Genomic DNA, 22,213 nt, shown 5'->3' with positions numbered 1-22,213 from the left:
TCCCGACTGCGTTTAATTAAAAACTGCGGGTGACACTCGCGTTGAGCGGAACAACCAGACGGAATAGGCCCGGTTGTTCACAGCGTCCTCGCTGTGTATTGCCTACCGTCACACATGGTGTCGGCAGGACTTTCAAAGGAACCTCATCTCCCGGATATTTCCGGTCGACGGGGTATCAACATATCTGGCGTTGACTTTTGGCACGCTGTTGAGTTCTCAAGGAACGGACGCTTCCTTTGTTCCTGTTTCACCAGGATCTCCGGGCGCTTCCCTTCGTCTTGCGTTTCCGACTCTATCAGATCCTTGCGGGCCTGATTTTCGCCGGTGCGTTTCCGCCTTTCGGCTTCTTCGCGTTTCCAACCTTACCAGATCTGTTTCCGTCTCTGGCGCCCTGTTGGAGCGGGCTCGGCCGTTTGGCTTTCACTTTTCGGCCTTTCCGACTCTAACAGATCCGGATTCGTTTCGATTCCGGTTCCGATTTCCGTCGGAGGTCCGCCTCGGAGCAGTTATTTACTGCTGCCCTTTCGGCGGGTTACTACTTTAGCGGCTTTCCCTGGCGACTCATAATCGGGTCGGCGGGGTCGAATTTCGGCAACGCGAAAGAGGACCCGTCAGGGAATCGTTGAGAGTAGTTGGTTGTGCCGCCTGGCGGTCTGCGCAGATAGCGCTGCCCGTCTCCAGCGGCTCGGGCCACGTTAGGCGGTTCGCCACACGGAGTCAAGTTGCGGACGTGGCGCGGCGCCTGTTGCGGGGGACGTGGCGGCGGTAGGGGCTGACGGTGGGGTCGTCGGCGATCCAATAGCGCCAGGGGTGGTCCGCGCCGTCGCCGCCGACACCGGTGCGCGGGCCGTTGCGTACCCGCTCGGGGGCCGGTGGCTCGCCGTGGAGCAGGGAGAGGGGGGCAGCGCCGCCGGTGCACAGGTCGGTGCTGTCGAGGGTGCGGTCGATGTCGAGGGCGGTGGCCAGGCGGGCCGGGCCCTTCGCCAGTTCATTGGTGCTGCGGGCCTTGGGGCGGCGGCCGGCGGCCAGGGAGGTGCCGGTGAGGATCTCGCCGGCGCGCAGCAGGACACCGCTCGCCCGGCCCTCGGGGCCGCAGACCACGTTGAGGCTGAACCACATCCCGTAGATGAAGTAGACGTACGCATGGCCGGGCGGGCCGAACATGGCGGCGTTGCGGGCGGTGCGGCCGTGGTAGGCGTGGGAGCCGGGGTCGGTCTCGCCGTCGTACGCCTCGACCTCGGTGAGCCGGAGGGTGATCGGGCCCTCGGGGGTGTTGCGGAGGAGGGTCCGGCCCAGCAGGTCGGGGGCGACGTCCACGACGGGGCGGTCGAAGAAGTCACGGGTGAGCGGCATACGTTCCGGTACGTCGGTCATGCGGACCGAGCGTAGTGGAGCCGTGGGAGAGGGCGGCTGGCCATGGAAGCGCCAGGGTTGGGAAGGTGTGGCGTGGAACCGGCTTGCGCGGTTTCGCGTTCGTAGGAATCAAGCCGACATCTCGGCGCGCTGGACAAAGCACAGGCGTTCCGCCTGGGGAGGACGAGCATGGGATTCAAGAAGCTGCTGGCGAGCCTGGGGGCCGGGGGCGCGTCGGTGGAGACGGTGCTCTTCGAGGAGAACGTGGTCCCTGGTGGGGTCGTGCAGGGCGAGGTGCGGATCCAGGGCGGTTCGGTGCCCCAGGAGATCCAGGGGCTGTCGGTCGGGCTCCAGGCGCGCGTCGAGGTCGAGAGCGGCGAGGAGGAGTACAAGCGGAACGTCGAGTTCACCAAGGTGCAGCTGGGCGGGGAGTTCACCGTGCAGGCGGGGGCGGCGCACACCGTCCCGTTCGGGCTGGAGATCCCGTGGGAGACGCCGATCACCACGTTCCTGGGGACGCATCTGCACGGGATGAGCGTCGGGGTGACGACGGAGCTGGCGATCGCCCGTGCGGTGGACTCCAGTGACCTGGACCCGGTGAATGTGCACCCGCTGCCGGCGCAGCAGGCGATTCTGGACGCGTTCGGGCGCCTCGGGTTCCGCTTCAAGGCCGCTGACCTGGAGCAGGGCCACATCCGGGGGACGCGGCAGCAGCTGCCGTTCTACCAGGAGGTCGAGTTCCACGCGCCGCAGCAGTACCGCGGGCTCAACCAGGTCGAGCTGTCGTTCGTGGCGGACGACCGGGAGATGGACGTCGTCCTGGAGATGGACAAGAAGCCGGGGCTGTTCAGCGAGGGGTCGGACACCTTCCGGTCGTTCACGGTCGGGCTGAACGACTTCCAGGGGACCGACTGGGCGGCCTACCTCAACCAGTGGCTGGCGGAGGTCGGCGGTAAGCGGAACTGGCTCTAACCTGGCCGGACAGGTGTCAGCAAGCGACCAGGAGGTGTTGCAGTGTCCGAGCTGAAGCGGCGGCCGCTCCCGCACGATTTCCATCCGCCGGTGCCGGAGTTCACGGTGCTGAGCGACGAGGTGGAGCCGGGCGGGACGCTGCGGCCGGAGCAGGTCTTCGCCGAGGGGAACCGTTCGCCGCAGCTGCGGTGGGAGGGTGCGCCCGCGGGGACGAAGAGCTACGCCGTCACCTGCTACGACCCGGACGCGCCGACGGGCAGCGGCTTTTGGCACTGGTCGCTGTTCGACATTCCGGCGTCGGTGACGGAGCTGCCGGCCGGTGCCGGGTCCGGAGAGATGAAGGGGCTGCCCGAGGGCGCCGTTCATGTCCGTAACGACTACGGGACGCGGGAGTTCGGTGGCGCGGCGCCGCCGCCCGGGGACGGTCCGCACCGCTATGTGTTCACCGTCTATGCGGTGGACCAGGAGAAGCTCGGTCCGGACGCGGATGCCTCGCCCGCGGTGGTGGGCTTCAATCTGCGGTTCCACACCCTCGGGCGGGCCCAGCTGATCGCCGAGTACGAGGTGCCGGCGGCAGGCTGAGCGCCGTAATTCCGTTGCGCCCCGGCGCTTCCCGCACGCAGAGTGGTGTCCGTGCCGCCGCCCCGTAAGAAGGGCGTCGGGCAGCTGGTACCGCAGTGGCGGGAGCGGCGGGGCGCAGGTGTGTCGCCGGCTGCTTGTCGGAGCCCTACGTGTCTCGGGCGTCCTCGCCGGCTGCCGTTCGCTCCGGGTCCCGCGTGTTTCACGGGGGTGGGACCCGGAGCGCACGCTTTTCGTGCCGCGCGGGCGCCTTCGGAGCACCTCTTTTTCATCTGCCGATCGTCCTCCATTTCCCTTGTGGCGTGCGGAAATTGCGTTGTTCGGGGAATACCTGGCGCTGCACAGTGGAGCAACTTCGCCGCGGGGGCGGAGCGGGTCCGGGAGGTGGACGGGATGCGCGAGACGCTGGTGCTGAATGCGAGCTTCGAGCCGCTGTCGACGGTGTCGCTGCGGCGGGCGGTGGTACTGGTCATGCAGGACAAGGCCGTCGTCGAGCACGCACACCCGGGGCTGCGCATCCGTGCCGCTTCGGTGGATCTGCCGGTACCGCAAGTGATCAGACTCAGCAGATATGTCCGGGTGCCGTTCCGACAACGGGCGCCGTGGTCCCGGCGCGGGGTACTGGTGCGTGACCAGCACCGGTGCGCGTACTGCGGGCGCCGGGCGACGACCGTGGACCATGTCGTTCCGCGGTCGCACGGCGGTGGGGACACCTGGCTGAATACCGTCGCTTCCTGTGCGGAGGACAATCACCGCAAGGCGGACCGGACGCCCGAGCAGGCGGGGATGCAGCTGCTGCGGCGGCCGTTCGAGCCGACGCCGGCGGATGCGCTGCTGTCGACGCTGGGGGTGTCGGTGCGGGAGGCGCTGCCGGAGTGGCTGGCGCTGCCCGCGCAGCCCGGGGCCGGTCCGGCCGCCGCGTGAGCCATCACCCGACTCGCCTTATTTGAGGAGGAGTTGGGTGATGGCGAGCAGTCCGACGACGACGATGAGGGCGCGCAGGGCGGTGGGCGGCAGACGGCGGCCCACCTTCGCGCCGAGCTGGCCGCCGAGGGTCGAGCCGACCGCGATCAGCGCGACGGCGGTCCAGTCGAAGTGGGCGACGAAGAGGAAGAGGACCGCCGCCGCGCCGTTGACGACGGCCGCGAGGACGTTCTTGAGGGCGTTGATCCGCTGGAGGTCCTCATGGAGCAGCACGCCCATCAGGGACAGGTAGATCACCCCCTGCGCGGCGCCGAAGTAGCCGCCGTAGACGCTGGCCAGCATCAGGCCGAGAAGCAGGGCCGGCCCGCCGTAGCGGTGGGCGGTGGTGCCGTTGCGCTCGCGTCGGGCGCGGATCATCGCGGCGAGCCGGGGCTGCACGACGACGAGGACGAGCGCGACGGCGATCAGCACCGGGACGATGGTGTCGAAGGCCTGGGAGGGCAGCGCCAGCAGCAGGATCGCGCCGCCGAGGCCGCCGACGAGGGCGAAGGCGGCGAAGAGCAGGATCCGGCCGCGCTGGCCGGCGAGTTCGCGGCGGTAGCCGATGGCGCCGCTGATCGAACCGGGCACCAGGCCCAGGGTGTTGGACACGTTGGCCGTGACCGGTGGCACGCCGAAGGCGAGCAGCACCGGGAAGGTGATCAGGGTGCCGGACCCGACGACGGTGTTGATCGTGCCGGCGCCGATTCCGGCGGCCAGGACGGCGACGGCTTCCCAGATGGTCACGCGAATTCCCCCGTGCATGATCGGTACGCTTCCGACCGATCATGCACCAGAGGCGCGGCGGTGTCAGTCGATCGGCGGTGCTTCACGGTTCGGCGAGCTGGGCTTGGGGATGGAGCCACCGCCGCCGCCCGTCGGGTTGAAGTTGCCGATGGCGCCGCCGAGGCCCTTGAGGGCGTCGCCGATCTCGCTCGGCACGATCCAGAGCTTGTTGGCGTCGCCTTCGGCGATCTTCGGGAGCATCTGGAGGTACTGGTAGGAGAGCAGCTTCTGGTCCGGGTCTCCGGCGTGGATCGACTCGAAGACCACCCGGATCGCCTGGGCCTCGCCCTCGGCGCGCAGAGCGGCGGCCTTGGCCTCACCCTCGGCGCGCAGGATCGAGGACTGCTTCTCACCTTCGGCGGTGAGGATCTGGGACTGCCGGACACCTTCGGCCTGGAGGATGGCGGCGCGCTTGTCGCGGTCGGCGCGCATCTGCTTCTCCATCGAGTCCTGGATGGAGGTCGGCGGCTCGATGGCCTTCAGCTCGACGCGGTTGACGCGGATGCCCCACTTGCCGGTGGCCTCGTCGAGGACGCCGCGAAGCGCCGCGTTGATCTCCTCGCGGGACGTCAGGGTCCGTTCGAGGTCCATACCGCCGATGATGTTCCGCAGCGTGGTGACGGTGAGCTGCTCGATGGCCTGGATGTAACTGGCGACCTCGTACGTCGCGGCGCGGGCGTCGGTCACCTGGTAGTAGATGACGGTGTCGATGTTCACGACCAGGTTGTCCTGGGTGATCACCGGCTGCGGCGGGAACGGGACGACCTGCTCGCGGAGGTCGATGCGGTTCCGGATGGAGTCGATGAACGGGACGACGATGTTCAGGCCGGCGTTGAGGGTGCGGGTGTAGCGGCCGAACCGTTCGACGATGGCGGCGCTGGCCTGTGGGATGACCTGGATCGTTTTGATGAGTGCGATGAACACGAGCACCACCAGGATGATCAGGACGATGATGATCGGTTCCACAGCGGCTCCCGTGCCCTTCGTTGCTGGTCCGTGCCGGCCGGCGACCGGCTTGCCGTTGATCAGTCTTTCAGAGACGTGGCTCGTCGCGCAGCGTGTTGGGGTCAGATGACGACAGCGGTGGCGCCTTCGATCTCGACGACGTCGACCTGCTGGCCGGGCTCGTAGACCTGGTTGCCGTCGAGGGCGCGGGCGGACCAGACCTCGCCGGCGAGTTTGATGCGGCCGCCGCCCCCGCCGTCGACCCGCTCCAGGACCGTGGCGCTGCGGCCCTTCAGCGCGTCGACTCCGGACGCGAGTTGGGGGCTCTGGCCGCGATGGCGGTTGGCGATGGGGCGTACGACCGCGATCAGCGCGACCGATACGGCGGCGAAGACGATGAATTGCAGGACGGTGCCGCCACCGACGCCTGCGGTGACGGCGCCTGCGACGGCGCCGACCGCGAGCATCCCGAATTCGGGCATCGCGGTCACGACGAGGGGAATGCCCAGTCCTACGGCGGCGATCAGCCACCACACCCATGGATCCACGGCTTCATGGTAGATCCGTGCGGCGGCCCGGGACAGGGCACGATCGGTCAGCGGTGGGGACCTGGCGCCTCAAGTTGGCCGGGCGGCGGCGCTCAGGTCAGGGGCAGACCCTGCGCCGTCCAGCGGTCGTTGCCGTTGCGCTCGACGACCAGCGGGAGGCCGAAGCAGTGCGAGAGGTTGCTGGAGGTCAGCTCGAGTTCGAGCGGGCCGGCGGCCAGCACCTTTCCCTGACGGATCATCAGAACGTGGGTGAAGCCCGGGGCGATCTCCTCGACATGGTGGGTGACCATGATCATGGAGGGGGCGTACGGGTCGCGAGCGAGGCGACCGAGGCGGCGCACCAGGTCCTCGCGGCCGCCGAGGTCGAGGCCGGCGGCCGGCTCGTCCAGCAGGAGCAGCTCGGGGTCGGTCATCATGGCGCGGGCGATCAGGGTGCGCTTGCGCTCGCCCTCGGAGAGGGTGCCGAACTTCCGGTCCAGGTAGGCGGTCATGCCGAGGCGGTCCAGGAAGGCCCGGGCGCGCTGCTCGTCGATGTCGTCGTAGTTCTCCTGCCAGCTGGCCGTCATGCCGTACGCGGCGGTGAGAACGGTCTGGAGCACGGTCTGGCTGCGCGGGAGCTTGTCGGCGAGGGCGATACCGGCGATGCCGATGCGCGGGCGCAGATCGAAGACGTCGACCTTGCCGAGCTGCTCGCCGAGGATCGAGGCGCTGCCGGAGCTCGGGAAGAGGTAGCTGGAGGCGAGGTTCAGCAGGGTGGTCTTGCCCGCCCCGTTGGGGCCGAGGATGACCCAGCGCTCCCCCTCCTTCACCGACCAGGAGACCTGGTCCACCAGAGCCCGTCCTTCGCGGACCACGGATACGTCCACCAGCTCCAGCACATCGCTCATGAGCGCGTTGTCTCCCATTGCTTCTCGGTCGTCGCGTACACCTGTAGGCGCAGCCCCCCTGCAAACCTACGCCACTCGTTGTCGGTGCTCTTCCCTAGGCTGGGGACCATGCTCGATGAACCTCGTTCAGGACGGCTGGCAGCATGGGGAAATGCCCTTTTGGCCGGACTTGTCTCACCTGATGAAGCCGCGCATCGGATCGCGGACGACGATGCGGTGCACCGCGTGGAGGGCCTGCCCGGAGAGGCGGCGCCGGTCGGGCTGACACTCGCGCTGGGGCGGCTGCGGGCCCTGGGGGCGGTCGGCCTGCGGGTGGCGCTGCCGGTGCCCGGCCATCCGCTGGGACTGTGCGGACCGCCGGAATTCAACGCGCGGGCTCTGGAGGCCGAGGAGGCGGTGATCGCCTCGGGGGCCGGGCTCGGGCTCATTCCGGAGACGTACGAGGCCGGGCCGGAGGGCGGCGCCGGGCCCGATGTGCATGTGGAGGTGGTCTGGCGCTGTCTGCCGGTGCGGGAGGCGCCGCCCGCCGATGTGCCGTCGCTGGGCGAGGCGGAGCGGGAGCTGGCGGAGGCGCTCCAGGAAGCGACCGCGCTGCTCTCGCGGCTGGACGTGGCCGGGTCCGGCCCGGTGGCGCAGGCGGCGCTGGCGGCGTACCGGGCGCGGGCGGAGGCCGGACGGCAGGTGCTCGCTCCGGGGTATCCGCCGCGTGCGGTGCGGGTGCTGGAGCTGGCGCAGCGCGTCGGTGCGCTGATCGGCATCGCGCAGCAGGCCGGCGGGGACGGCCGGGAGCATGGCGCGGCGGTGAGCTCGTCGGAGATCGCGGCCCGTGCCGAGGCGCTGCGGCCGGTGGAGCGTACGGCCCGGCGGGCGCAGGTGGCGGCGTACAACTCCGCGGTGGAGGAGCGGGAGCGGAACCGGGGCTGAAACGGGACAGGCCCCGCCGGACCATTGTGTGGTCGACGGGGCCCGTGCCGAAGTGGGGCGCACGGCTCTGGGCAGGCGGAGCCGGGCATCCCAGATCGGACAACCTCAGTTGTGGGAGCTGATGTTGTCGAAGGTGGGGTTGAGCGCACCGACGACACATAACGCCGGCGGAGGAAGGGGACCGGCCCCGCGCCCTGAGGGGCGGGCCGGTCCGGGGCGACCCGCGCGGACCGTGGCGTCGCGCGGGTCAGCCGGATCCTGCGGGCAGGCCCCTGCTCAGGGGTTGAGGCAGGGGGCGCCGAAGGTGGGGTTGAGCGCACCGATGACGGTGGCGGTGGTGCCGCAGGCGTTCACCGGGACGTGCACCGGGACCTGGATGTTGTTGCCGGAGACGATGCCCGGGGAGTCCACCGAGCCGCCCTGCGCCTGCGGGGTGTGCGCCGAGGCGATGCCGGCGCCCGCGAGGGCGAGACCGCTCGCCGCCACCGTGACGGCCATTGCGCGCTTGATGTTCTTCACTTCTCTAGCTCCTCGTTGCCGTTGCCGTGGCCAGCCGCCACGGCTGCACTGGACAACGGCCCGGCCCGGGAAGGGATACGCCAAACGGGCTACGGCTACACGACAGTATGAATCTCGGATCTGAAGACGACATTCCGCTTGCTGTCGTTGTACAAGGGCGCCGGGGCCGTACAGGAGACCGCGGGGCTGCGGTTCTCCCGTACGGCGGTCAGGCCCCGATGCCGTGCCGTACGGCCCACAGGGCGGCCTGGGTGCGGTCGGCGAGGTCGAGCTTCATGAGGATGTTGGAGACATGGGTCTTGACGGTCTTCTCGGACAGCACCAGCGCGCGGGCGATCTCACGGTTGGAGCGGCCGTCCGCGATCAGGCCGAGGACCTCGCGCTCCCGGTCGGTGAGTGACGTACCGCGCCCCTGGCCGCCGTTGTTCTCCTCCTGGGCGAGCAGCGCGCCGGCCACCTCCGGCTGGAGCAGGACATGGCCCGCGTGTACGGAGCGGATGGCGCCGGCCAGCGCGTCCGGATCGATGTCCTTGTAGACATAGCCGGCCGCGCCCGCGCGCAGCGCCGGGACGACGGTGCGCTGCTCGGTGAAGCTGGTCACGACCAGCACCCGGGCGGGGTTGTCGAGTTCGCGCAGCTTGCGGAGCGCCTCGATGCCGTCCATGCCGGGCATCTTGACGTCCATCAGGACCACGTCGGGGCGCAGTTCCTCGGCGGCGGCGATGCCCTCGGCCCCGTCGGACGCCTCCCCCACCACCTCGATGTCCTCCTGGACCTCCAGGAACGTCCGCAGCCCGCGGCGCACGACCTGGTGATCGTCGACGAGCAGGACGCGGATGGCCCGCCCCTCGCCGGTCGCCCGGCGGCCCGGACGCTCCCGGCCGTCGTCCCGGGGACGCCCCATTGCACCGTCCCTGTCTCTCTCAGCCACCGGGCACCTCCATCTCCACAGCGGTGCCCTTGCCGGGCTCCGACTCCACGGTGAGCTTCCCCCCGACGCCGCCGGCGCGGTCGTGCATCGAGACCAGGCCGAGGTGGCGGCCGGCCCGGCGGACCGCGCGCGGGTCGAAACCGCAGCCGTCGTCGGCGATCCGCAGCAGCGCGCCCTGGCCGTCGCGGGCCAGGCTCACCTCGACGGTCTTGGCGCCGGAGTGCCGCAGGGCGTTGTGCAGCGCCTCCTGGGCCACCCGGAGAACGGCCTCCTCCTGGGCGGCGGGCAGCGCCCGGACGCCGTGGGCCTCGAAGGTGACCCGTGCGGAGTGGGCCCGGTCCAGGACCTGGACCTGCGAGCGCAGGGTGGCGACCAGGCCGTCCTCGTCCAGGGCCGCGGGGCGCAGTTCGATGACGGCGGCCCGCAGTTCGTCGGCGGCCTCCGCGGCCAGCGCGGCGACCTGGTGCAGCTCGTCCTTGGCGCGGGCCGGGTCCCGGTCGACCAGGGCGGTGGCGGCCTGGGCGGTGAGGCGGAGCGAGAAGAGCTTCTGGGCGACGGCGTCGTGCAGCTCGTGGGCGAGCCGGGCGCGCTCCCCGGCGATGGTGAGCTCGCGGCTGCGCTCGTAGAGGCGGGCGTTGGTCAGGGCGATGGCGGCGTGCTGGGCGAGTATCCCGAGCAGCCGCTCGTCCTCCTCCGTGAAGCCGCAGCGGCCGGCCGGCTTGGGGCAGCGCTTGTTGGCCAGGAAGAGGGCGCCGAGGATCTCGTCACCATCGGCGACCGGCAGACCGAGGAAGTCGGACATATCGGGGTGGGCCGCGGGCCAGCCGCCGAAGCGCGGGTCCGTCCGGACGTCGGCGAGCCGCTCGGGGGTGGCGTTGTGCAGCATCGCGGCGAGGATGCCGTGCTGGCGGGGCAGCGGGCCGATGGCCTTCCACTGCTCGGCGCTGACGCCGTCCACCACGAACTGGGCGAAGCCGCCGTGATCGTCGGGCACCCCCAGGGCGGCGTACTCGGCGTCCAGCAGCTCGCGGGCCGAGGCCACGATCGTCTTGAGGACGTCGCGCACCTCCAGATGCCTGCTCATCGCCAGGATCGCGGTGCTCACCGCGGGGATCCCGGCCCCCGGTCCATTGGTCATGGGCTCACCGTACCGGCGGCGCGACCAGCCCGTATCGGTCCGATGACGGCTGCCGCCTACGCCCCCCGGCCTAGGCCGAATGCCCTGGCCACGGCCGGTCCGGCGGCCGACGCCCGGGGCGCGGTGCCGTTCCTACCGTGAGGGCGAGGGCCGGGGTCCCGGTCCGGGCCGAAAGGGGATGTGATCATGCCGGTGGCGATCATCACGGGGGCATCGAAGGGGCTGGGCCGGGCGCTCGCCGCGGCGCTGGCCGGGCGGGGCTGGGATCTGGTGGTGGACGCCAGGTCGGCGGGGCCGCTGGAGGAGGCGGCACGGGAGCTGCGCGGGGCGGGAGAAGGGGCGGGGCGGGGGACGGCGCCACGGGTGGTGGCGCTGCCCGGGGACGTGGCGGACGCCGGGCACCGGGCGGCGCTGGTGGCGGCGGCCGGTGAGCTGGGCGGGCTCGATCTGCTGGTGAACAACGCGAGCGTGCTGGGGGCCGAGCCGCTGGTGCGGCTGGCGGACCATCCGCTGGACGGGCTGCGGGCGGCGCTGGAAGTGAATGTGGTGGCGCCACTGGGACTCGTTCAGGAAGCTTTGCCCCTTTTGCGCATGTCCTCCTATTCGCCGTCGTATGAGGAAGTCGCTCCCTATATAGATGGCGCCCTTTCGGGAGGCGGTGACGGCAATGACAAGGCATACGATTCACACCCCAATACCAGTAATGCCCGAAATGCCGGTTCGTCCGATTCGTACCCTTATGTAGGGACAGGTGGGGCGATTCTCAACATCAGCTCGGATGCGGCCGTCGAGGGCTATCCGACCTGGGGCGGATACGGGGCCACCAAGGCGGCACTGGACCAGCAGTCGGCGGTGCTCGCGGTGGAGGAACCGGGGCTGCGGGTGTGGTGGGTGGACCCGGGCGATATGCGGACCGATCTCTACGCGGCCGCCGTCCCGGACGACGACGCCTCGGGGCGCCCGCTGCCCGGGACGGTGGTTCCGGGGCTGCTGCGGCTGCTGGACGGCGGCGCCCCCAGCGGGCGGTATACGGCGGCGGCCACGCCCGGCGGGGTGAGCTCCCGGTGATCGCGGATCGGGTGATCGCGAATCTGCCGCGGGTCCCGGACGAGCTGTCGGCCCGGGTCCCCGCCGAGCAGCGGGGGCCCGGTCTGGGCCGGGACGCCGTACGGCTGCTGGTGAGCCGGGGCGCGTCCGAGGTCGGCCACCACAGCTTCGCGGAGCTGCCGGAGCTGCTGGCGGCCGGGGACGTCCTGGTGGTGAACACCTCACGGACGCTGCCGGCGGCGGTGGACGGCCGGGCCGGGGACGGCCGGGGGCGCGGCGAGCCGGTGGTGGTGCACTTCTCAACCCGGGGCGACCGGTGGCATCCGGCGGGCCGGGCGGCGGCCGGCCGCTGGGCGGTGGAGCTGCGCAGCCCGGACGGGCACGGCAGCACCCGGCCGCGGGCGGGCGGCCCGGCGGGCACCGTGGTGCGGCTGCCCGGCGGGGCGCGGCTGGCCCTGGAGGCGCCGGTGGACCCCGGGGGCGTACGGCTGTGGTGGGCGCGGGTGACGGGCGCGCGGGTGCCGGAGCTGATGCGGCGCCACGGGCGGCCGATCCGCTACGGCTACACGGACCGGGACCAGCCGCTGGCCGCGTACCAGACGGTGTTCGCAGTGGACGCGCCCGGCGGCGGCAGCGCGGAGATGCCGAGCGCCGCCCGTCCCTTCACCGCAGAGCTGGTGGCGCGGCTGGTGAGCAAGGGGGTGCAGTTCGCGCCGGTCGCGCTGGACACGGGGGTCGCGTCGGCAGAGGCGTTCGAGCCGCCGTACCCGGAGCGGTTCGTGGTGCCGCCGGTCACGGCGTGGCTGGTGAACGCTGCACGGGCGCGGCGCAGGGCGGCGGTGCGGCAGGGCCGGGCGGCGGGCGGTACCCCGGCCGGGCGGATCGTGGCGGTGGGGACCACGGCCGTACGGGCCCTGGAGTCGGCGGCCGGTCCGGACGGGCGGGTACGGCCCGCGGCCGGCTGGACGGATCTGGTGGTGACGCCGGAGCGCGGGGTGCGGGCGGTGGACGGCCTGCTCACCGGGCTGCACGAGCCCACCGCTTCCCATCTGCTGATGCTGGAGGCGGTGGCGTCGGCGACGGCGGGGACGTCGGGCGGAGAGGCGCTGCGGCGCGCTTACGCGGCGGCGGTGCGGCGGCGCTACCTGTGGCACGAATTCGGGGATCTGCATCTGGTGCTGCCGGACTGAGCTCCGGGGGGCCGCGGGTGATTCCGGCCCACTTTCCCCGCACCGGAATGCGAAGTGTCCGTTTTGACCAGAAAGTCCCTCGATTGAGTCGCGGGCGAGTTCCGACACATACAGGCTGTGCATTTGCAATTACGTCTGGCGAGACAAACCCGTAGCCACTGTGACGCCGCCCATAGGACGCAGGTCACTTACGAGCGGGGGTAGTGGAACCGTAAATACGGTGTGAGCTGGGCTGCTTCTATCCGGGACGGAATATTCCGCACCGTGGTTCCACTAAGTCGCATCGTACGTCACACCTTTGCCGGGGCAATTTCCTGCCGCTAAGAATGGCTTTCGTCGCTCGGCGCCGTGGTCGGAAAACTCGGCGTTCGCCCCGCTCAAGGCCCGTGCGACCTCCCCCCATTCGGAAGGTCTGTCCCGCCATGCCTAAGCACCTCACTTCTGGTCTCCCCCGCCTGTCCCGGACCCACAAGCTCTCCGTCGCCGGTGTCGCCACCGCCGGCGCCGCCGCACTGGTCTTCAGCATCGTTCCGGGTGCCGGCGCCGATGAGGGCAAGAGCCAGGCCACCGCCGTCGAGAACGTGAAGCCGGTCGCCTTCAGCGCGGTGGACACCGCCGCCAAGGCACAGCAGGCCACGATCACCCACCAGGCCGACACCTCCGCCGCCAAGGGCAAGGCCGAGGCCGCCGCGAAGAAGGCCGCCGCCGAGAAGGCCGCCAAGGCCAAGGCCGCCGCCGCGGCGAAGGCGAAGGCCGAGAAGGTACGTGCGGCGAAGGCCGAGAAGGCGCGCGCGGCGAAGGCTGCCGCGAACCGCTCCGAGGTGCGCACCGCGATCCCCGCCGCCGCCCCGAAGCCGGCCGCCAAGCCCGCCGCCAAGGTCTACCCGGACAACCTGGACGGCTGGATCCGCGAGTCGCTGGACATCATGGCCAAGAAGGGCATCCCCGGCTCCTACGAGGGCATCCACCGCAACATCATGCGCGAGTCCAGCGGTAACCCGATGGCCATCAACAACTGGGACATCAACGCCATCAACGGCACCCCGTCCAAGGGCCTGCTCCAGGTGATCCAGCCGACCTTCAACGCGTACCACGTCGAGGGCACCTCCTGGAACCTGTACGACCCGGTCGCCAACATCACCGCCGCCTGCAACTACGCGGCCGACCGCTACGGCTCGATGGACAACGTCAACTCGGCGTACTGAGCCGGCGCTTGACGCAGTCCGCGCACACGCGCACACCGCCGAGGGGCGGCACCCGAAACGGGTGCCGCCCCTCGGCGTTTCCTGCGGTGCGCGGCGTTACTTGCGCATGACCTCCGGCTCGTGGCGGCGCAGCAGCCGCGCGACGGCGAAGGCGAGGCCGATGCCCAGCGCGATCAGGATGATCATGTCCATCACATAGACGCCGGTCTGGTGCTTCCACAGCGGGTCAGGGTTGCCCGGCTCCCACGGCAGCAGGGTGTTCATATCGGCGGTCGCGCCCATCGCGCCGACGGCCCAGCGCGACGGCATCAGCCAGGCGAACTGCGCCACGCCCACCGTGTCGAACAGCTGGAAGAGCACGCCGGTGAAGACGACCTGGACGATGGCGAACATGACCAGCAGCGGCATGGTCTTCTCGGCGGTCTTGACCAGCGCGGAGATGATCAGGCCGAACATCATCGAGGTGAAGCCGAGCGCGATGATCGCCAGCGCCATCTCGATCGCCGGGACCTTCGCCACCAGGAGACCCTCGTCCGGCATGTTCCGGGTCGAGAAGCCGATCGCCGCGATGATCACGCCCTGGAAGGCCGTGACCACCCCGAGCACGATCACCTTGGACATCAGATACGCCGACCGCGACAGGCCGGTGGCCCGTTCGCGCTCGTAGATGACGCGTTCCTTGATGAGCTCACGGACCGAGTTGGCGGCGCCCGAGAAGCACATACCGACCGCGAGGATCAGCATGATCGTGCTCGCGTCGCGGTTGGTGCGGTGTCTGTTCAGCGGACCGTAGCCGAGGCCGTAGTCGCTGGGGATCAGCATCGAGACCACACCGAGCACCGCGGGCAGGATCAGCATCAGCCCGAGGAAACCGCGGTCGGAGGCGAGCACCGAGACATAGCGGCGCATCAGCGTCCACAGCTGTGAGCCCCAGCTCTGGGACTTCTGTATCCGGGCCGGCGGCACCTGGACATTGACCGACTGCGGGGCGACGGCGTCGATGTCGGCGGCGTACATCTGGTAGTGCGGGGAGCCGCGCCAGCGCCCCATCCAGTCGTAGTCGCGGTAGTTCTCGAACGCCGAGAAGACATCCGCCCAGGAGTCGTACTGGAAGAAGTTGAGCGCCTCGTCCGGCGGGCCGAAGTAGGCCACGCCGCCGCCCGGGGCCATCACCAGCAGCTTGTCGCAGATCCCGAGTTCGGCCACCGAGTGCGTGACGACCAGGACCGTACGGCCGTCGTCCGCGAGGCCGCGCAGCAGCTGCATGACATCGCGGTCCATGCCCGGGTCGAGTCCGGAGGTCGGCTCGTCCAGGAAGATCAGTGACGGCTTGGTGAGCAGCTCCAGGGCGACCGACACCCGCTTGCGCTGACCACCGGAGAGCGAGGTGACCCGCTTGTCCTTGTGGATGTCGAGCTTGAGCTCGCGCAGCACCTCGTCGATCCGGGCCTCGCGCTCGGACTCCGCGGTGTCGCCGGGGAAGCGGAGCTTGGCGGCGTAGCGCAGCGCCTTTTGGACGGTCAGCTCCTTGTGCAGGATGTCGTCCTGCGGGACCAGGCCGATGCGCTGACGCAGTTCGGCGAACTGCTTGTAGAGGTTCCGGTTGTCGTAGAGGACATCGCCCTGGTTGGCGGGCCGATAGCCGGTCAGCGCCTTGAGGAGGGTCGACTTACCGGAGCCCGAGGGGCCGATGACCGCGATCAGCGACTTCTCCGGGACGCCGAAGGAGACGTCCTTGAGGATCTGCTTGCCGCCGTCGACGGTGACGGTCAGATGGCGGGCCGAGAAGGAGACCTCGCCGGTGTCGACGAACTCCTCCAGGCGGTCGCCGACCAGCCGGAACGTGGAGTGACCGACGCCGATGATGTCGTTCGGGCCGACCGGCGCCTTGCCGGACTTGGGGACCGGCTGGCCGTTGACGTAGGTGCCGTTGTGGCTGCCGAGGTCATGGATCTCGAAGCGGCCGTCGGGGGTGGCGCGGAACTCGGCGTGGTGGCGGGAGACCTGGAGGTCGGAGACGACCAGCTCGTTCTCCAGCGCACGGCCGATGCGCATCACCCGGCCCATGTCCAGACGGTGGAAGGTGGTCGGGCTGCGGTCGCCGCGGGCCGGTCCGCCCGCCTGCTGCGCGGGGCGCTCCTGCTGCGGGCGAGCCTGCTGTGGGGGCACGGCCTGCTGTGCGTGCTGAGGCTGCTGCGCCTGCTGGGGCGGGAGGTAGGGCGGCTGCTGGGCCTGCGGCGGCGCCTGCCAGCCCTGCTGGGCGGGTGGCTGGTGCGCGGGCGGCTGCTGGGCCGGCTGGTGCGCGGGGGGTGCCTGCCAGCCCTGCGCGGCCTGCTGCTGCGGCGCGCTGAAGGCGTCGGCGGCCGGGGCCGACAGGGTCACCCGGGGGCCGTCGGTGGCATTGCCCAGATGCACGGTCGAGCCGGGGCCGATCTCCATCTGGTGGATCCGCTGGCCCTGGGCGTAGGTGCCGTTGGTGCTGCCCTGGTCTTCGATGATCCAGCTGCGGCCGGCCCATCTCACGGTGGCGTGCCGCCAGGAGACCCTGGCGTCGTCGAGCACCATGTCGCCCTGCGGATCACGGCCCACGTTGTAGGACCGGGACGGGTCGAGCGTCCAGGTCCTTCCGTTCAATTCGAGTACGAGTTCAGGCACTCCACGCCCCATTACATAGTCCCCCGAGTGACGCCCTGTATGGGAAGTCCAGGGTTGCGAACATCGTGAGGAACTATTTCAGGCTCGGCCCACCGACCGGAAACCGGGACGGGACCGGGGTGCAAGGAGTTCGCGCCGGTGCGCCAAACGCTCCCGGAGCACGGGAAGAACCCATGGATGGGCAGAGATCATCGGATACCGGGTGTTACGGACGGACCCGGCTGCGGCGGGGAGCGGCGGCGGCCGCCGAGTACGCCATGCACGTCCGCCCCGGAGGCCGCATGATGGGATGAAGCGGACGAATACCCGAGCGGCAGCGCGGCCCGCCGCGGTCGCGCTCCCTCGGCCTGTCGAACGCTCCGGCCCGGCACGGTCGTTGGCATGCCGAGCGGATGCCCTGGCCAACGGCCCGGGGCGGGCCGGACACGACTCCATAACGATCGACGGCGGAGGCCGGGGCCGGGAGCCACGGGGTGCGGGCGCGAGGAACGGGGCCGCGCCGGTCCGAACCCCGGACACCCGTACGGCCCCGCCCGCCCGGCGGCTACCGTAAGGGCACCATGAGCGCATCGCAGACCCCGCCTGCCACCGCCGTACCGGGCGATGACGTACCGACCCTCCTCGTGAAGATCTTCGGGAAGGACCGGCCCGGCATCACCGCAGGCCTCTTCGACACCCTGGCTGCCTACTCCGTCGACGTCGTGGACATCGAACAGGTGGTGACCCGGGGACGCATCACACTGTGCGCACTGGTCACCGCCCCCTCCCCCGCTCAGGGCGGCTCCGGCTCCGCCGAGGGCGACCTGCGGGCCACCGTGCACAGCTGGGCCGAGTCCCTGAACCTCCAGGCGGAGATCATCTCCGGCCGGGGTGACAACCGTCCGCGCGGCACCGGACGTTCGCACGTCACCGTGCTGGGGCATCCGCTCACGGCCGAGTCGGCGGCCGCGATCGCCGCCGCCATAACGTCCACCGGCGGCAACATCGACCGCATCTTCCGGCTCGCCAAGTATCCGGTGACGGCCGTCGAGTTCGCGGTCTCCGGTGCGGCGACCGAGGCGCTGCGCAGTGTGCTGGCGCCCGAGGCCGCACAGCTCGGCGTGGATGTCGCCGTAGTGGCGGCCGGGCTCCAGCGCCGGGCACAGCGGCTGGTCGTCATGGACGTCGACTCGACGCTCATCCAGGACGAGGTCATCGAGCTGTTCGCGGCACACGCCGGCTGTGAGGCCGAGGTCGCCGAGGTCACCACCGCCGCGATGCGCGGAGAGCTGGACTTCGAGCAGTCGCTGCACGCCCGGGTCGAGCTGCTCGGCGGGCTCGACGCCTCCGTGGTCGACGCCGTACGCAAGGAGGTGCGGCTCACCCCCGGGGCCCGCACCCTGGTCCGGACCCTCAAGCGGCTCGGCTATCAAGTCGGCGTCGTCTCGGGCGGTTTCACCCAGGTCACCGATGCGCTCAAGGAGGAGCTGGGGCTGGACTTCGCCTCCGCCAACACCCTGGAGATCGTCGACGGCAAGCTCACCGGGCGGGTCACCGGCCCCATCGTGGACCGGGCCGGCAAGGCCCGGCTGCTGCGCGACTTCGCGCAGCAGGCCGGGGTGCCGCTCGCACAGACCGTGGCGATCGGCGACGGCGCCAACGACCTCGACATGCTCAACGCGGCCGGGCTCGGTGTCGCCTTCAACGCCAAGCCGGTGGTGCGGGAGGCGGCGCACACCGCGGTGAACGTGCCGTTCCTGGACACCGTGCTGTACCTGCTGGGCATCACCCGCGACGAGGTCGAGGCGGCCGACACCCACGTCGGGTGACCGCAGGGCCGCTGCCCGCACGGGCACGGCCACATCCGGCAGGGCCAGATCCGGCACGACCGCGCCCGGCACGACCAGACCCGGCACGGCCCGGCGGGAACCCGTCCTTGGGCCGGCGGGAACCCGTCCTTGGCACATCCGAGGGCCCCGGCAGAAACCTCTGCCGGGGCCCTCGTCGTCTCCGCTCCCCGCGCGCACCGGGCGTGCGGAGGCACCGGGCTCAGTCGTGCGGCGTCCAGTACGCGACCAGCCGTCCGACGCCGTGCTCGACGGACTTCCAGGAGCCGTTGAAGGTCAGCACGGCCACCGAGGCGGTCGGGAAGCCGCTGCGGTTCATCCGCGGCAGCAGATCGCCATCGGCCTCACCGGAGAGGGCGTCCGCGAGGGCGTGCACACCGGGGTTGTGCCCGACCAGCAGCAGGTCGTTCACCTCGTCGGAGGTCTCGTTCAGCAGGGCGATGAGCTCGCCGAGAGAGGCTTCGTAGATCCGCTCCTCGTAGACGGTCTTGGGGCGCTGCGGGAGTTCATGGACGGCGAGCTTCCATGTCTCGCGGGTCCGCACTGACGTCGAGCACAGGGTCAGATCAGGGGTGATCCCGGCTCCGGCCAGCCAGCGGCCGGCGACCGGGGCATCCGTGCGGCCGCGGCCGGCGAGCGGACGCTCATGGTCGCTGCTGTCCGACCATTCGGCCTTGGCGTGTCGGAGGAGGACAATCCGGCGGGGTGTATCGGCGCTCATGCGTCCCAGCTTCGCACGAAAGGCGGCGCGGGGCGCGGGGTGTTGAAGCGCTCGTTCCGCAGGGTGGGACGCGGGCACGGCCGATCACCACGCAGCGCTGTGCGTGATCACCACGCGGCACCGTGCAGCAGCTGGACCAGGAAACGCAGCAGCGGAGCCAGGCCCTGCCCGCCGCTCGCGGCGCTCGCCTCGGGGGAGCCGACGACCAGCGCCAGCAGGGCTATGAAGGAGACCACCGGCAGGGCCAGCGCCCACCACGGCAGCCGCGTCCGCAAGCGGGACGCGCTTGGCGCGGGTGACCGGCGGAACACGGCGGACATGCGGATCGCCTCCGAGGTGCGTCGACGGGCGGCGCAACCGCGGACCGCGGCGCGCCCACCGCTGTCTGCGGTGTACTTCGACGCTACGGATCACCGGCGGCCGTTCCTACCCGGGAAGCCACCCACTTGCCCCTGATGCCTGCCCCCTAGGGGACGGTGGGGCCTTCCCCACCCCGGGGCCGCGGGATCCTGGCCCCGGCCCGGTAGGCGCGACTGCGATGACCAGCCCTAGGGCGCGACCACGCTCGCGATGATCGCGACGACGACGGTCACGCCGAGCATGGCGCCCAGGACGAGGAGCAGCTTCTTCTGTCCGCCCTGCGGATTCGGTTCGAGCACTGGCATGGCCCCAGTGTCGCACTCACACCTCGTCCTCGATCCGCCGGTCCCGGCCGGCCAGCACGCCCACCGCGATCTGCGGCACCATGAGCCCGGCCATCAGGGCGATCGGCAGCCCCCAGCCGCCGCTGTGCTGGTAGAGCGTGCCGACCAGCAGCGGTCCGGGGATGGAGATCAGATAGCCGACGCTCTGGGCGAAGGCCGAGAGCTTGACGACACCGGCGGAGCTGGTCGAGCGCATCCCGATCATCGTCAGGGCCAGCGGGAAGGCGCAGTTGGAGATGCCCATCAGCAGCGCCCAGGCCCAGGCGCCGGCGGCCGGTGCCAGCCACAGCCCGGCGTAGCCGGCCAGGCCGCAGAGGCCGAGCAGCACCGCGAGCGGGCCCTGGTGCCGCATCCGGGCCGCGAGCCGTGGCAGGACGAAGGAGAGCGGCACGCCCATCGCCATGGTGACGGCGAGCAGCACCCCCGCGGTACCGGCCGAGACCCCGGCGTCGCGGAAGATCTGCGGCATCCAGCCCATGGTGATGTACGCGGCGGTGGCCTGGAGACCGAAGAAGACGGCCAGCGCCCAGGCGGTCGGCGACGCGGTGATCCGCACCGGGGCTTCCGCGGGCCGCGCCGCGGTGGAACCGGCCGCTCCGGCGGCGGCCCGGCGCTGCCGCACCACCACGAGCCAGGGCAGCACGGCGACCGCGGCGAGCGCCCCCCACACCGCCAGGCCGGTCCGCCAACTGCCGCCCAGCGCCCCCGTCATGGGGACGGTGAGCGCCGCGGCGAGCGAGGTACCCAGGGCCAGTGCCATGGAGTAGAGCCCGGTCATCGGGCCGACCCGGCTCGGGAACCAGCTCTTGATGACGACCGGCATCAGGACATTGCTGACCGCGATTCCGGCCAAGGCGAGCGCGCTGGCGGCGAGGAACCCGCCGGTGCCGCCCGCGTACGGGCGCGCCACCACGCCCACGGTGATCGCGACCATGCCGGTGCAGACGACCGCGCCGGGCCCCCAGCGCCGGGCCAGCCGGGGTGCGGCGATACCGAAGGCGGCGAAGCACAGGGCGGGGACGGAGGTCAGCAGCCCGGCGACGGTGCCGCTCATGCCGAGGCCGTCCCGGACCTCCTCCAGGAGGGCGCCGAGGCTGGTGATGGCCGGGCGGAGGTTGAGCGCGGCGAGGACGAGACCGGCGATCACGAGGCGCGGCAGCCAGCGGCCGGCCGGCCCGTTCGCGGGGGCGGCTCCGTCGCCCGGCTGCGGGTGTTCCGGTCCGGCAGCCGGCTGGTCGGTGGAGGTCGTACGGGGCCCGGCGGCGGGGCCGAGGGTCGCGAGGTCGTCGTCTGCCATAGGCCCATCATAGAATCATGGGATGAATCCCTGTCCAACCGATGCAGCCGATGCCGATAGCCTCTGCTGTCCCGGGCGGCGCCGGGAGCCGACAGGGTCCGGCGGGCGCCGCACCACCGCCGTCCGTCCGCCTCTTCCCCCGGAGCGCAGCCATGCCTCTGACCTCGCCCCGCCGGTCCGCGCTGGCGGACCAGGTGATCGCGCAGCTGCGCGCCCAGATCACGTCCGGCGAGTGGCCGATGGGATCCCGTATCCCGACCGAACCGGAACTCGTCGAGCAGCTCGGGGTGGCCCGCAACACCGTCCGTGAGGCCGTCCGGGCGCTGGCCCACAACGGGCTGCTGGACATCCGCCAGGGTTCGGGCACCTACGTGGTGGCCACCAGTGAGCTGGCCGGGGTGATGAACCGCCGGTTCGCGGCGGCCGAGCCCGGTCACGTCGCCGAACTGCGCAGCGCCCTGGAGGCATCGGCCGCCCGGCTCGCCGCGGAGCGCCGCACCGCACAGGACCTGCGGCAGATCGACGCCCTACTGGAGCGGCGCGAGCGGGCCTGGGAATCCGGTGCGGCCGAGGCCTTCGTGGAGGCGGACGCGAATCTGCACATGGCGATCGTGTCGGCCTCCCACAACGAGGTGCTGGCCGAGATCTACGCCGACCTCGGGGGCGTGCTGCGGGACTTCCTGCGGGCCGACGTGGGCGAGGAGCTGCGGCCCGAGGCACACATGGACCATGCCCGACTGGTGGAGGCGATCCGCGCGGGCGACGCCGACCGGGCCGCCGCCGAGGCCAGCGCGCACCCCTTCGGCTGCCGGCTGACGGTACCGGGGCGCTGAGCAGTACCGGCCGGGGCCTTGAGCCGTACCAGCCGGGGCCCTGAGGGGAGGGTCGAACAGTTCCCGTAGGGGATGCCGGCGCCCCCTGCGGGGCCACAACGGGACGGGCGGGGGTCGTATTCCCGCAGCGGGCGGACCGGGGCGGTATTCCCCCGGCGGGCAGGGGCGATGGCACTCCCACAGCGGGCAG

At 71.1% G+C, this 22,213-nt stretch carries 22 protein-coding genes; 9 read left to right on the top strand and 13 right to left on the bottom strand.

Going from position 1 to position 22,213, the window contains the following annotated elements; genetic code table 11:
- Positions 1-717: 717 nt before the first annotated feature.
- Entirely contained in the window at positions 718-1,374 is a 657-nt protein-coding gene (locus AC3EUV_RS33255; protein ID WP_435604534.1) for a DNA-3-methyladenine glycosylase, read from the bottom strand.
- Positions 1,375-1,542: 168 nt separating this feature from the next.
- Between AC3EUV_RS33255 and AC3EUV_RS33250 the strand changes: the two genes are divergently transcribed.
- From AC3EUV_RS33250 to AC3EUV_RS33240, 3 genes are all read left to right on the top strand, one after another.
- Positions 1,543-2,325, top strand: coding sequence for a sporulation protein (locus AC3EUV_RS33250; protein WP_432146220.1), 783 nt, complete (start codon positions 1,543-1,545; stop codon positions 2,323-2,325).
- Between the two features lie 42 nt (positions 2,326-2,367).
- Positions 2,368-2,907 (top strand): YbhB/YbcL family Raf kinase inhibitor-like protein, encoded by a 540-nt coding sequence (locus tag AC3EUV_RS33245; RefSeq protein WP_432146219.1) that lies wholly within the window; start codon positions 2,368-2,370, stop codon positions 2,905-2,907.
- Between the two features lie 390 nt (positions 2,908-3,297).
- Positions 3,298-3,828 (top strand): HNH endonuclease, encoded by a 531-nt coding sequence (locus AC3EUV_RS33240; RefSeq protein ID WP_435604533.1) that lies wholly within the window; start codon positions 3,298-3,300, stop codon positions 3,826-3,828.
- Between the two features lie 18 nt (positions 3,829-3,846).
- On the opposite strand, the gene AC3EUV_RS33235 is transcribed toward AC3EUV_RS33240, so the two are convergent.
- The 4 genes from AC3EUV_RS33235 to AC3EUV_RS33220 form a co-directional block, all read right to left on the bottom strand.
- Positions 3,847-4,614 (bottom strand): sulfite exporter TauE/SafE family protein, encoded by a 768-nt coding sequence (locus AC3EUV_RS33235; protein WP_435604532.1) that lies wholly within the window; start codon positions 4,612-4,614, stop codon positions 3,847-3,849.
- A gap of 63 nt (positions 4,615-4,677) precedes the next feature.
- Entirely contained in the window at positions 4,678-5,619 is a 942-nt protein-coding gene (locus AC3EUV_RS33230) for an SPFH domain-containing protein (protein WP_432146216.1), read from the bottom strand.
- Positions 5,620-5,720: 101 nt separating this feature from the next.
- The gene (locus AC3EUV_RS33225; protein ID WP_042161519.1) at positions 5,721-6,134 is read right to left on the bottom strand and encodes an NfeD family protein; all 414 of its coding nucleotides are present in this window, start codon (positions 6,132-6,134) and stop codon (positions 5,721-5,723) included.
- A gap of 104 nt (positions 6,135-6,238) precedes the next feature.
- Entirely contained in the window at positions 6,239-7,051 is an 813-nt protein-coding gene (locus AC3EUV_RS33220) for an ABC transporter ATP-binding protein (protein WP_387247015.1), read from the bottom strand.
- 90 nt (positions 7,052-7,141) lie between these two features.
- On the opposite strand from AC3EUV_RS33220, the gene AC3EUV_RS33215 reads away from it, so the two are divergent.
- Positions 7,142-7,957 carry a hypothetical protein gene (locus AC3EUV_RS33215; protein WP_387247013.1) on the top strand — a complete coding sequence of 272 codons (816 nt, stop codon included), beginning with the start codon at positions 7,142-7,144 and terminating at the stop codon, positions 7,955-7,957.
- A gap of 276 nt (positions 7,958-8,233) precedes the next feature.
- Here the strand turns inward: AC3EUV_RS33215 and AC3EUV_RS33210 are convergent, their stop codons facing one another.
- From AC3EUV_RS33210 to AC3EUV_RS33200, 3 genes are all read right to left on the bottom strand, one after another.
- On the bottom strand, positions 8,234-8,476 hold the full coding sequence (locus AC3EUV_RS33210; RefSeq protein WP_432146215.1) for a chaplin: 243 nt from the start codon (positions 8,474-8,476) through the stop codon (positions 8,234-8,236).
- A 208-nt stretch (positions 8,477-8,684) separates the two neighbouring features.
- Entirely contained in the window at positions 8,685-9,380 is a 696-nt protein-coding gene (locus AC3EUV_RS33205) for a response regulator (RefSeq protein ID WP_432146214.1), read from the bottom strand.
- Between the two features lie 19 nt (positions 9,381-9,399).
- Positions 9,400-10,545, bottom strand: a complete 1,146-nt coding sequence (locus AC3EUV_RS33200; RefSeq protein WP_432146213.1) for a GAF domain-containing sensor histidine kinase — start codon at positions 10,543-10,545, stop codon at positions 9,400-9,402.
- Positions 10,546-10,731: 186 nt separating this feature from the next.
- Here AC3EUV_RS33200 and AC3EUV_RS33195 point away from each other — a divergent pair, with 186 nt between their 5' ends.
- From AC3EUV_RS33195 to AC3EUV_RS33185, 3 genes are all read left to right on the top strand, one after another.
- On the top strand, positions 10,732-11,613 hold the full coding sequence (locus tag AC3EUV_RS33195; protein ID WP_435604531.1) for an SDR family NAD(P)-dependent oxidoreductase: 882 nt from the start codon (positions 10,732-10,734) through the stop codon (positions 11,611-11,613).
- A complete protein-coding gene (locus AC3EUV_RS33190; RefSeq protein WP_432146211.1) occupies positions 11,610-12,782 on the top strand; it encodes an S-adenosylmethionine:tRNA ribosyltransferase-isomerase in 1,173 nt (390 codons plus the stop codon). Before AC3EUV_RS33195 ends, AC3EUV_RS33190 begins: the two co-directional genes overlap by 4 nt.
- A gap of 422 nt (positions 12,783-13,204) precedes the next feature.
- On the top strand, positions 13,205-13,987 hold the full coding sequence (locus AC3EUV_RS33185) for a transglycosylase SLT domain-containing protein (protein ID WP_432146210.1): 783 nt from the start codon (positions 13,205-13,207) through the stop codon (positions 13,985-13,987).
- A gap of 96 nt (positions 13,988-14,083) precedes the next feature.
- On the opposite strand, the gene AC3EUV_RS33180 is transcribed toward AC3EUV_RS33185, so the two are convergent.
- Positions 14,084-16,654: an ABC transporter ATP-binding protein/permease gene (locus tag AC3EUV_RS33180; protein WP_435604530.1), complete on the bottom strand. Its 2,571-nt coding sequence runs from the start codon at positions 16,652-16,654 to the stop codon at positions 14,084-14,086.
- A gap of 548 nt (positions 16,655-17,202) precedes the next feature.
- On the opposite strand from AC3EUV_RS33180, the gene serB reads away from it, so the two are divergent.
- The gene (gene serB, locus AC3EUV_RS33175) at positions 17,203-18,450 is read left to right on the top strand and encodes a phosphoserine phosphatase SerB (protein ID WP_432146208.1); all 1,248 of its coding nucleotides are present in this window, start codon (positions 17,203-17,205) and stop codon (positions 18,448-18,450) included.
- Between the two features lie 220 nt (positions 18,451-18,670).
- Here the strand turns inward: serB and AC3EUV_RS33170 are convergent, their stop codons facing one another.
- The 4 genes from AC3EUV_RS33170 to AC3EUV_RS33155 all read right to left on the bottom strand — a co-directional run bounded on the left by AC3EUV_RS33170 (position 18,671) and on the right by AC3EUV_RS33155 (position 21,190).
- On the bottom strand, positions 18,671-19,189 hold the full coding sequence (locus AC3EUV_RS33170; RefSeq protein ID WP_435604529.1) for a SixA phosphatase family protein: 519 nt from the start codon (positions 19,187-19,189) through the stop codon (positions 18,671-18,673).
- A gap of 107 nt (positions 19,190-19,296) precedes the next feature.
- Entirely contained in the window at positions 19,297-19,509 is a 213-nt protein-coding gene (locus tag AC3EUV_RS33165) for a hypothetical protein (protein WP_432146206.1), read from the bottom strand.
- 228 nt (positions 19,510-19,737) lie between these two features.
- Positions 19,738-19,854: an SGM_5486 family transporter-associated protein gene (locus AC3EUV_RS33160; RefSeq protein WP_251085181.1), complete on the bottom strand. Its 117-nt coding sequence runs from the start codon at positions 19,852-19,854 to the stop codon at positions 19,738-19,740.
- Between the two features lie 16 nt (positions 19,855-19,870).
- Positions 19,871-21,190: a CynX/NimT family MFS transporter gene (locus tag AC3EUV_RS33155; RefSeq protein WP_435604528.1), complete on the bottom strand. Its 1,320-nt coding sequence runs from the start codon at positions 21,188-21,190 to the stop codon at positions 19,871-19,873.
- Positions 21,191-21,342: 152 nt separating this feature from the next.
- Here AC3EUV_RS33155 and AC3EUV_RS33150 point away from each other — a divergent pair, with 152 nt between their 5' ends.
- Complete coding sequence (locus AC3EUV_RS33150; protein WP_432146204.1) at positions 21,343-22,023, top strand: FadR/GntR family transcriptional regulator; 681 nt, start codon at positions 21,343-21,345, stop codon at positions 22,021-22,023.
- The last annotated feature ends 190 nt before the right edge of the window (positions 22,024-22,213 follow it).

It is taken from the genome of Streptomyces sp. bgisy130 (assembly GCF_057708345.1).
The sequence above is the reverse complement of the archived record's forward strand: the minus strand, read 5'-3'. Positions and strand labels throughout refer to the sequence as shown.